This window comes from Pseudactinotalea sp., from assembly GCF_048594945.1.
Taxonomy (GTDB): domain Bacteria; phylum Actinomycetota; class Actinomycetes; order Actinomycetales; family Beutenbergiaceae; genus Pseudactinotalea.
In genome coordinates, this window is record NZ_JBMDXJ010000473.1 from 1 (window position 1) to 8,736 (window position 8,736).

An 8,736-nucleotide genomic window follows, 5' to 3' on the forward strand; every position below is an offset into this window, starting at 1 on the left:
CCGATCAGCACGACCACAGCACCGAGATGACGGCGGAAGGCCGTACCCTCGGTAGCCGGACCTCGCGCCAGGCCCAGGCCTGAGCGCGCTCATCGATACGAAAAGACCCCATGGACTGGTTTGACGGGATCCTCTACCCCCTGAAGTGGGTGGTGGCCTGGATCATGGTCGGCGCCCACAACGTGCTCACCTTCTTCGGCATGCGGTCCGACGGCGGATGGACCTGGCTGCTGTCGATCGTGGCGCTGGTGCTCGTGATCCGGATCCTGCTGATCCCGCTGTTCGTGCGCCAGATCAAGGCCTCGCGGGGCATGCAGCTCGTGCAGCCCGAGATCCAGAAGCTGCAGAAGAAGTACAAGGGCAAGACCGACCCGGCGTCGCGTCAGGCCATGCAGCAAGAGATGATGGCGATCTACAAGGACAACGGCACGTCGCCGTTCGCCTCCTGCCTGCCGCTGCTGGCGCAGATGCCGATCTTCTTCGCGCTGTTCCGGGTGCTGTACTCGCTCGGGCCGCTGTCGACCGGCAACTACCAAGGCCGTGACTCGATCGGTCCGCTGACGCAGGACCTCGCGGCGCAGATCGAGAACTCCACGATCTTCGGGGCCTCGCTGTCCGCGACCTTCCTGCAGTCGGACCTGCTTGCCGTCAAGATCATCTGTGCCGTGCTCGTCGTGCTGATGAGCGCGTCCACGCTGTTCACGCAGCGGCAGCTGACGATGAAGAACATGCCGCAGTCGGCGCTCGACAACCCGATGGCGCGCCAGCAGCGGATCCTCATGTACATCCTGCCGGCGGTGTTCCTGTTCTCCGGCGTGAACTTCCCCATCGGTGTGCTCGTCTACTGGACCACGTCCAACATCTGGACGTTGGGTCAGCAGTGGTGGGTCATCCGCAACAACCCGACCCCGGGTTCGGAGGCCGCGCGCCTGTACGAGGAGCGCAAGGCCCGCAAGGCAGCGCGCAAGAGCGGCGGCGCCCCCACGCTCGAGGATGGCACCGTGCTCGGGTCGACCGTGCTCGAGGACCAGCCCGAGAAGCCGGTGACCGGTCAGCGGCAGCAGCCCAAGAAGGGCACACCGCGCAGCAAGCGGCGGCCCGGTGGCCAGTCGGCCAGCAACCCGGCACCCGCCTACGGCACAGCGCCCGAGCTCGAGGATGCCCCGGCCGAGGATGAACCCGTGACGGATGCGCCGTTGGAGGATGCGCCGTTGGAGGACGACGCCGCGCAGGACGCACCGCCCAAGCCCAAGAAGCGCAAGAAGAAGAAGAAGTGAGCACCGAGATGACCGACACCGAGACCGCCGCGGCACCCGAGGCCACCCCGGCCCCCGCCGTCGAGCAGCAGAACGAGGACACCAGCCGCCTCGAGGCCGAGGGCGACATCGCCGCGGACTACCTCGAGGAGCTGCTCGACATCGCCGATATCGACGGTGACATCGACATCGACATCGACCACGGCCGCGCCGCTGTGGAGATCGTCAGCGAGGAGGACGGCGGCCGCGGGCTGCGCCGCCTCGTGGGCGACGAGGGCGAGGTTCTCGACGCGCTGCAGGAGCTGACCCGGCTCGCGGTGCAGGCACGCAGCGGCGACCGGTCGCGGCTGATGCTCGACATCGCCGGGCACCGGGCGGCGCGGCGGAACGCGCTCACCGAGCTTGCGAACGAGGCGATCGCGCAGGTGCAGACCGGCGGCCAGGACGTCAGCCTCGAGGCGATGAACCCGTTCGAGCGCAAGGTCGTCCACGACGCCGTGGCCGCGGCCGGGCTCGTGAGCGACTCCGAGGGCGTCGAGCCGAACCGCCGCGTGGTTATTCGCGCCGGCTCCTGAACCCCATGACCGGGGCGGGGTCGGAGAGCGGGGTCAGCGACGTCGTCGAGCATGATGCGCGCAGTCGCGAGATCCTCGGGCGAGGGTTCGACGGCGCAGCGACCTTCGCGCAGATGCTCGCCGCCGAGGGTGAGTTGCGTGGGTTGATCGGCCCGCGCGAGCTTCCGCGGCTGTGGCGGCGGCACGTGGTCAACAGTGCGGCGGTCGCGCCGTACCTGCCGGCGAGCGGCTCGCTCGTGGACGTCGGGTCCGGTGCCGGGTTGCCCGGGATCGTACTCGCGCTGATGCGGCCCGACCTGCAGGTGCACCTCGTGGAGCCGATGCAGCGGCGGGTGTCGTGGTTGACCGAGGTGAGCGAGCGGCTGGAGCTGGGGAACGTCGTCGTGCACGCCTCGCGTGTGGAGGACCTGCACGGCGAGCTGGTCGCGGAGGCCGTGACCGCGCGGGCGGTGGCTGCGCTCGACAAGCTCGCGCGGTGGACGCTGCCGCTGGTGCGCCTGGGTGGAGTGCTGCTCGCGATGAAGGGTCAGCGCGCTCCCGAGGAGGTCACCAAGGCGAGCGGGGTGCTGCGCCGTTTCGGCGTCACCTCGGTGGAGGTCCACGACGTGGATCTGTACGACGACGGCGACCTCACCCGGGTGGTCGAGGTGCGCCGGTAGTCGCACCCGGCTGCCACCTCGGGGGCGGACGCAGGGCCGGGCTCGTCAGTACTTCTTGTGCTGGTCCACCACGCCGACAAGCGGGGCACCGGAGCGGAGCGCGAGCACGTTCTCGTAGACGCGTTCGGCGAGCAGCCGGCTGGTCATCTCCGGGGTGTCGGCGGTGTGCGGGGTGATGAGGCAGTCGTCGCGGCCCCAGAGCGGGTGACCGGGTGGCAGCGGCTCCGGGTCGGTGACGTCGAGTCCGGCGCCGGCGATCTGGCCGGCATCGAGCGCGGCCACCAGGTCGTCGGTGACGACCACGCCGCCGCGGGCGATGTTGATCAGCCAGGCGGTCCGCTTCATCAGGCGGAGCTGGGCGGCGCCGATCAGCCCGCGGGTCTCGTCGGTGAGTGCGGTGGCGACGAGGACCACGTCGGCGGTGGTCAGGGCGACGTCGAGCTGGTCGATGCCGAGGGTGCGCTCAGCCGCCGGATGTGGTTCCGGTGAGCGCCGGACCACGGTCACGTGGCAGCGGAACGGTTCGATCAGGCGGATGAACTCGCTCGCGATGCCACCGCCCCCGATGACGGTGACGTGCAGGTCGTACAGCATCGTGGCCTTCGGCTCACCCCAGCTGGTGGCGCGGACCCGCTCGGGCAGGTGGCGCAGCCCGGCCAGTGTCAACGCCAGCGCGTGCTCGGCGACCGGTTCAGCGAAGGCGCCCTTGGCGCAGGTCCAGGTGCGGTGGTCGTTGACGTACCCCTGCTCGACGTAGCGCTCGATGCCTGCGCCGGGAAGCTGGACCCAGACGATGCCGTCGGCGGCGAGTGCGGAGCCGGCGTCGTCGTCATGATCGAAGCCCGACCAGACGAGACCGTCAGCGGCCTCGCCGGGTGCGACGAGCCGACCGCCCGCCTCGTTGACGGCCTCGGCGATCACGGGGGGCGCATGCGGCCCGAGGACGATGCGGGGACGGTCGATCACGGAGGCTCCTCGTGTGCTCATGAGCTGCGTCGGCCGCGGCTCACCGTGTGTCTGCTGGGCAGGTCGAGCTGGGACAACCGGGTGTAGGCGCCGCTGAGGTGGTCGGCGGCCGCGGCACGGGCATGGGCGGGATCGCCGCTGCACAGGGCGTCGCGCAGCTCCTTGTGCTCGGGGAAGCCAACCGTGGGGAAGTCTGGGAAGTTGACGTTGCGGGTGTAGAGGAAGAACGAGACCTGGCTGCGGATCGAGCGCCACACGCGGCTCAGTCGTACGTGGTCGGCGGCCTCGTACATGACGTCGTGGAACGACAGGTCGAGGCGGACCGCCTCCTGCGGCGCGACGGAGCCCGAGGTGACCTTCATGGCGGCGAGGATCCGGTCGAGCTCGGTGACGTGCTCGTCGGTGAGGCGGGTGGCGGCGCGCTCGGCGGCGAGGACCTCGATGGCCTCACGCAGCGTGTGCACCTCGTCCACGTCCTCGCTGGTCAAGACTGAGACGAAGGCACCGCGGTGGCGGCGGATCTCGATCGCTCCCTCCGCCTCGAGCATCGCCAACGCCTCGCGAATGGGTCCGCGGCTGACCTCGAGCTCCTCGGCGAGCTCCGTCTCGCGCAGGTGCTCCCCCGGAGCGAGCTGGCCCGCGGCCAGGCGTTCGCGCAGCACCTGCAGCACGTACTCCGCCAGCGAGGTGCGAGGCGGTCCGGGCATGTGGGTCGTCGGCTCCATGCCGAGCCTCCCCTCCGAGTCGATCTGCAGTGTGCGAACGAGCGCTGTCGCAGCGATCTGTGTCGCGCCAGCGTAGCGCCAGTGTAGATCGCCAACAGCAGACTGTTGACAATCTGCAACAGGCATGGAAGGTTAACGCTCACATCAGCAACGACCCACGCCCCGCACCCCTCGAAGGAGAGGCAGAACGTGACCTCCACGTCCGTCAACCCCGGTATCGCCAAGGACCAGCAGTCGGCCTTCCCGCACGCTGCGCCCAGCGACCCCCATGCCCCGCACGTACGAACTGCGCGTGTGAGCGTGGACGCCGGCAGCGACCAGGGTCCGCTCACCCGGCTCTGGGAGAGCGTCGGCTTCGACGAGATCAACTGGACCTACACGCCGACCGGGCGCACGCTGCTCGGCACCTTCGGTGAGCTCACCGAGACCGGCTTCCACGTGCGGCCGCACTATGTGTTCTGCTCCGGCAACGGCTTCGGCTCACCGCACTGGGGCAACGGCAACGTCTATCACGAGGACGCCGAGGGCAACCCGTACTACGACTTCACGATCGTGGACCAGGTCTACGACGCGATCGTGGAGGCGGGTCACCACGTGCTGGTGGAGATCGCGTTCACCCCGCGCGACCTGCTGCCGCCGGAGGCGGAAGAGTTCGTGGTGCCCTCCAGCCCGACCGTGTACTCGGCATACGAGCACGGCTCCTGGTCCTACCCGCCCCGTGACTACGAGCGCTGGGGTGACCTGGTGGCGGCGCACGTGCAGCACTGCGTCGAGCGCTACGGCCTCGACGAGGTGCGCACGTGGCTGTGGGAGCTGTGGAACGAGCCCGACATCTTCTACTGGCGGGGCACCCCCGAGCAGTTCTACGAGCTCTACTCGGTGACTGCGCGGGCAGTGCGGTCGGTGCTGCCGGACGGCAAGGTCGGCGGCCCGGCGGTGACCGGCGGCGGCGTCGAGTTCATGCGCGGCTTCCTGGCGCACACGCTCGAGCACGGCGACCCGATCGACTTCGTCTCATTCCACACCAAGGGCTCCTCGTTCCGCCCGTGGCGGGTGTACGGGCCGACAGGTGGCGAGGCACCCGAGAAGCAGAACCCCTCGACCCACAAGATGCTGTTCGAGGTCCGGCGGCTGCTGCGCGTGGTCGAGGAGTTCGAGGCGTACCGCGACCTGCCGGCGATCGTCGACGAGTGCGACGCCGGCGTCCCCGCCCACCACGGCTTCTATGACAACGCCAACTTCGGCTTCCAGAACACCGAGTACTACCCCGTGTTCCAGGTCAAGCTGATGAAGAAGCTGCTCGACCTCAACGAGGCCGAGACCGTGCAGGTGGAGCAGGCCACCTCGTGGAGCTGGTACATCGAGGGCGAGCGCTACTTCGAGGGAACCCGCTCGTTCCTCACCGCCGGCGGCGTGGAGAAGCCGTTCCTCAACGCCTATCGGGCACTGGCGCAGCTCGGATCGCACCGGATCGAGGCCACGTCGGATGCCGCACACCCGGTGAGTGCGCTCGACGACGCGATCCGCACCGGTGCGAGCATGCCCGAGGAGGTCGACGTGCTCGCCTCCCGCTCGGACGAGGGTGGGGTGGCCGTTCTCGTGTGGCGACACACGGACGACCAGTACCAGCAGGACGAGGCGAGCACCGCCGTCGAGATCTCGATCTCCGGGCTCGCCGACGGCGAGCACGTGCTGCGGCACCACCGCATCGACGCCGACCACTCCAACTCGCACACGGTGTGGCGTGCGCTCGGGTCACCCCAGGTCCCCACCGACGAGCAGATTGCCGAGATCAAGGCTCGGCAGGGCCTCGAGGAACTCGAGCCGGAGCGACGCGTGAGCGTGACCGGCGGGGTGCTGGAGCTGACCGTCGAGCTGCCGCTGCCGGCGCTGTCATTGCTCACGGTGGAGCCGGCTTGATGCAGCGGCTCGAGTCCACGGTCTCGCTCGCGGGCGGCGTCACGATCCCGCAGGTCGGGCTCGGGGTGTTCCAAGTGCCGTCAGCGCAGGCCCAGCGGGTGGTCGAGGACGCGCTCGCGGTCGGGTACCGGCATGTGGACACGGCCGCGGCGTACGTGAACGAGGCGGGCGTAGGCGCGGCGCTGCGCGCAGCCGATGTGCCGCGTGCGGAGGTGTTCGTCACCAGCAAGCTCCGCAACGGTGACCAAGGCTTCGATCAGGCGTTGCGGGCCTACGACGACACACTCGAGCGGCTCGGCCTCGAGGCACTCGACCTGTACCTGATCCACTGGCCCAACCCGGAGGCCGGGCTCTGGCAGGACAGCTGGCGAGCGCTCGAACGGCTCCTCGATGAGGGGCGGGTGCGGGCGATCGGCGTCTCGAACTTCCTGGTGGAGCACCTGCGCGAGCTGGCCTCGTTCGCGTCGCACGCTCCCGCCGTCAACCAGATCGAGGTCCACCCGGCATTCCAGCAGCGCGAGGTGATCGCCGAGTGCGAGAGGGCGGGCATCGCCGTCGAGGCGTACTCGCCGCTCGGGCAAGGTGGCGCGCTTGAGCACCCCATGGTGCGCGAGATCGCCGCAGCGCACGCGGTCAGCCCGGCGCAGGTGGTGCTCGGCTGGCACGTGCAGCAGGGGCGCGTGGTGATTCCGAAGACCGTCTCGCGCGAGCGGATGGTGGCGAACGCCGCGCTCGCGGGCCTGGCGCTCACCGAGGCCGAGCTCGCGGCGATCGATGCGCTCGAGGCCGGGGACCGCATCGGCAACGACCCGCGCACGTTCGCACTGTCCCAGATCCGCTGACCGCTCCATCCGACGAGGAGATGCTCGATGGCGAGTCCATCCCTGATCGCTGACGCGGCGACCGGGAAGCCCGTGGTCCGCAAGGGCCGGGTCCGTTCGCGCCGCAGCGATCAACGCCCCGGCCAGCGCGCCCGGGAACGCCGCAGGAACCTGTGGATCTACGCATTCCTGCTTCCCACCTTCGTGCTGTACGGCATGTACACGCTCTACCCGATCGTGGCGAGCTACTGGTACTCGCTGGTGGAGTGGAACGGGTTCACTGCCGACCAGCGGTTCGTGGGCTTCGCCAATTACGAGAAGGTGCTGGCCGACCCGCTGTTCTGGTCATCGGTCAAGGTGACGATGCTGTTCATGCTGATCGTGGCGCCGCTGCGCGTCTTCGGGGCGTTCGCGCTCGCGATCCTGCTGAACTCTCCTCGACTTCCGTGGACAGGGTTCTTCCGAACCGCGTACTTCCTGCCGGTCGTGACCACCACGGCGATCGTGGGTGTGGTGATGCGCTTCATCCTCGATCCCGCGAGCGGTCCGGTCGCGGCCGTTCTGAAGTTGTTCGGAGCAGGCCCGGTCGACCTGCTGGGGTCGTCGTCCACGGCGCTCGTCACCGCGGGCGTGGTGTACGTGTGGAAGTTCTTCGGCATCACGTTGATCTACTGGTTGGCGGCGCTGCAGACGATTCCACGCGACCTGTACGAAGCGGCACGCATCGACGGCGCCGGAGCCTTCAAGTTGTTCCGGTACATCACGCTGCCGATGCTGATTCCGTTCCTGCTGATCATCTCCGTGCTGACGATCGAGGACTGCTTTCACGCCTTCGACCTCATGCAGACGATGACCGCCGGCGGTCCCTTCTTCAGCACCGAGATCGTGGAGATCTACATCTACCGCTGGGCGTTCGCCGCCACGATCCCGCAGCTCGGGTTCGCCTCGGCCGCCGCGGTGCTGTTCGGCGTGATCGTGCTCGTGGTCGTGGTCGCCCAGGTCTGGGCGACCGTGGTCTCGCGCCGGCTGCGAGCCCGCTCATGAGCGCGCTCACCGCAGCACGTGCGGACCGTACCCGACGGCGTGGTGCCGGCTTCCGGCGCCGGCTGAGCTGGTGGGCCGTGGCACTGCTGCTGCTCGGTCTCGCCTTCCTCTGGGTGTTTCCGTTCCTGTGGATGGCCTCCGCCTCCCTCAAGACCTCGGGCGAGATCTTCTCCGGCGGGCTCGGGCTGATCCCGGAGGCCCTGCAGTGGGAGAACTACGCCCGCGCCTGGGTGGATGGGAACTTCAGGACCTACCTGCTCAACACGGTGATCGTGACGGTCGCGACCGTGGTCATCGTGGTGGTGCGGTGCGCGCTGGCCGGCTATGTGCTGGGGCGCTACAAGTTCCCCGGATCCCGCGTGATCATCGGAATCCTCGTCGCTACCTTGTTCGTGCCGACCGGCTACACGATCATCCCGATCGTCAAGCTGTCGCTCGAGCTCGGGCTGCTCGACCAGCACAGCGGCATGATCCTTGCGCTTGCCGGCGGCGCCAATGTGGCCTCGATCCTCATCTACGCCGGTTACTTCCGCGGCATGCCGAACGAGCTCGAGGAGGCGGCGATCGTCGACGGCGCGGGCTTCTTCCGCACCTTCGCACGGATCATGCTGCCGCTGTCGATGCCGGTGACCGCAACGGTCGGCATCCTCACGTTCCTCTTCACCTGGAATGCGTTCTTCCTGCCCTTGGTGTTCTCCTTCAGCAACCCGGCACTGCGCACCGTCAGCGTGGGCATGCAGGCGTTCGTGGGTGAGAACTCCACCGACTGG

At 68.8% G+C, this 8,736-nt stretch carries 9 protein-coding genes; 7 read left to right on the forward strand and 2 right to left on the reverse strand.

Going from position 1 to position 8,736, the window contains the following annotated elements; genetic code table 11:
* The first annotated feature begins 110 nt into the window (after nt 1-110).
* From yidC to rsmG, 3 genes are read left to right on the forward strand one after another with little or no spacing between them, the layout of a single operon-like run.
* Complete coding sequence (gene yidC / locus ACOJSN_RS21345; protein WP_420114496.1) at nt 111-1,277, forward strand: membrane protein insertase YidC; 1,167 nt, start codon at nt 111-113, stop codon at nt 1,275-1,277.
* Nucleotides 1,278-1,285: 8 nt separating this feature from the next.
* On the forward strand, nt 1,286-1,831 hold the full coding sequence (locus ACOJSN_RS21350; protein WP_420114504.1) for a protein jag: 546 nt from the start codon (nt 1,286-1,288) through the stop codon (nt 1,829-1,831).
* Between the two features lie 5 nt (nt 1,832-1,836).
* Nucleotides 1,837-2,490, forward strand: coding sequence for a 16S rRNA (guanine(527)-N(7))-methyltransferase RsmG (gene rsmG, locus ACOJSN_RS21355; RefSeq protein WP_420114497.1), 654 nt, complete (start codon nt 1,837-1,839; stop codon nt 2,488-2,490).
* 45 nt (nt 2,491-2,535) lie between these two features.
* Here the strand turns inward: rsmG and ACOJSN_RS21360 are convergent, their stop codons facing one another.
* Nucleotides 2,536-3,456 carry a D-isomer specific 2-hydroxyacid dehydrogenase family protein gene (locus tag ACOJSN_RS21360; RefSeq protein ID WP_420114498.1) on the reverse strand — a complete coding sequence of 307 codons (921 nt, stop codon included), beginning with the start codon at nt 3,454-3,456 and terminating at the stop codon, nt 2,536-2,538.
* 17 nt (nt 3,457-3,473) lie between these two features.
* Entirely contained in the window at nt 3,474-4,181 is a 708-nt protein-coding gene (locus tag ACOJSN_RS21365) for a GntR family transcriptional regulator (protein WP_420114499.1), read from the reverse strand.
* 189 nt (nt 4,182-4,370) lie between these two features.
* Here ACOJSN_RS21365 and ACOJSN_RS21370 point away from each other — a divergent pair, with 189 nt between their 5' ends.
* From ACOJSN_RS21370 to ACOJSN_RS21385, 4 genes are all read left to right on the forward strand, one after another.
* Nucleotides 4,371-6,101, forward strand: coding sequence for a GH39 family glycosyl hydrolase (locus ACOJSN_RS21370; protein WP_420114500.1), 1,731 nt, complete (start codon nt 4,371-4,373; stop codon nt 6,099-6,101).
* Nucleotides 6,101-6,943: an aldo/keto reductase gene (locus ACOJSN_RS21375; RefSeq protein ID WP_420114501.1), complete on the forward strand. Its 843-nt coding sequence runs from the start codon at nt 6,101-6,103 to the stop codon at nt 6,941-6,943. The genes ACOJSN_RS21370 and ACOJSN_RS21375 overlap by 1 nt, the downstream gene beginning before the upstream one ends.
* A gap of 27 nt (nt 6,944-6,970) precedes the next feature.
* On the forward strand, nt 6,971-7,966 hold the full coding sequence (locus ACOJSN_RS21380; protein ID WP_420114502.1) for a carbohydrate ABC transporter permease: 996 nt from the start codon (nt 6,971-6,973) through the stop codon (nt 7,964-7,966).
* On the forward strand, nt 7,963-8,736 hold a 774-nt coding region (locus tag ACOJSN_RS21385; RefSeq protein WP_420114503.1), incomplete at its 3' end, for a carbohydrate ABC transporter permease. The genes ACOJSN_RS21380 and ACOJSN_RS21385, both read left to right, overlap by 4 nt.